The 1103-nt window shown below is 64.2% G+C and carries 2 protein-coding genes; both read left to right on the top strand.

Features of this window, described 5'->3' with window-relative positions:
* Positions 1-14: 14 nt before the first annotated feature.
* A complete protein-coding gene (locus tag ACR65J_RS21000) occupies positions 15-446 on the top strand; it encodes a phage holin family protein (protein ID WP_440172731.1) in 432 nt (143 codons plus the stop codon).
* Positions 443-1103 (top strand): DUF3618 domain-containing protein (locus tag ACR65J_RS20995; protein WP_440172730.1); only part of this gene is annotated, 661 nt, incomplete at its 3' end. The genes ACR65J_RS21000 and ACR65J_RS20995, both read left to right, overlap by 4 nt.

Here is a 1103-nt window from a genome sequence, read left to right as displayed (position 1 = left end):
ACGGGTGGTCTGTGATGAGCAGCCAGATTCCTGAGCCGCCGCCCAGCGCGGCGCACATGAAAGCAGACAACGCATCACTGGGTGAGCTGCTCGGGGACGTGACCCGGGACCTGTCCACCCTGATGCGCCAGGAAGTGGAACTGGCCAAGGCCGAACTCAAACAAACCACCTCCCGCGCAGGCAAAGGCGCCGGCATGCTCGCCGGCGCCGGGATCGGCGGACACTTCGTCCTGCTCTTCCTCTCCCTGGCCCTGATGTGGGCCCTGGGCGCCATCATGCCCCTGGGCTGGTCCGCGCTGATCGTCGCCGTGATCTGGGCCATCATCGCCGCCGTCCTGGCCTCCATCGGCCGCAAGGAACTCAAACAGATCAAGGGCATGCCCCAAACCGGGGAAACCCTCTCAGAAATTCCCCCAACCCTAAAACCAGGTGAGGTAAACCGATGAGCGACAACCCTGACGTCATCCGCGCAGACATAGAAGCCACCCGGGCACGCCTGGGCACCAACGTGGACGCCGTGGCCGACAAAGTCACCCCGTCCAACATCGTCCACCGCCAAACCGACAAGGTCCGCGACGCCGTGACCGGGGTGAAGGAGAAAATCATGGGAGCAGCAGACACCGCCACCACCAAAGTCCACGACACCACCGCCACCGGCGCCGGACACACCACCAACGCCATGCACTCCACCGGCGACAGCCTGCACCAGGCATCAGAGACCGTCTCCACCAAACTCTCCGACGCCGGCCACGCCGTCTCCCACGCCCCGGACCAGGTCAAAGCCAAAACCGCCGGCAACCCCCTCGCCGCCGGACTTATCGCCTTCGGCGCAGGCATGCTGATCTCCTCCCTGATCCCGGCAAGCGAGAAAGAACGCGAAGCCGCGGACCAACTCAAAACCGCAGCCCAGCCCCTGGCAACCCAGGTCACCGACGCCGCCAAAACCATGGCCCAGGACCTCAAGGAACCCGCCCAGGAAGCCATGGAAAACGTCAAGGCCACCGCCACCGACGCCGCCCAAAACGTCAAAACCGAAGGCCAATACGCAGCCACCGACGTCAAAGACCGCGCAACAGACGCCAAAGACAACATCCAAAACACCT

It is taken from the genome of Arthrobacter sp. SAFR-044 (assembly GCF_059414985.1).
This window is presented reverse-complemented; position numbering and strand designations above follow the sequence as displayed.

Excerpts from the sequence above, each read along its gene's own strand:
- ACR65J_RS21000 (WP_440172731.1), top strand. The coding sequence starts at position 15 with ATGAGCAGCCAGATTCCTGAGCCGCCGCCCAGCGCGGCGCACATGAAA.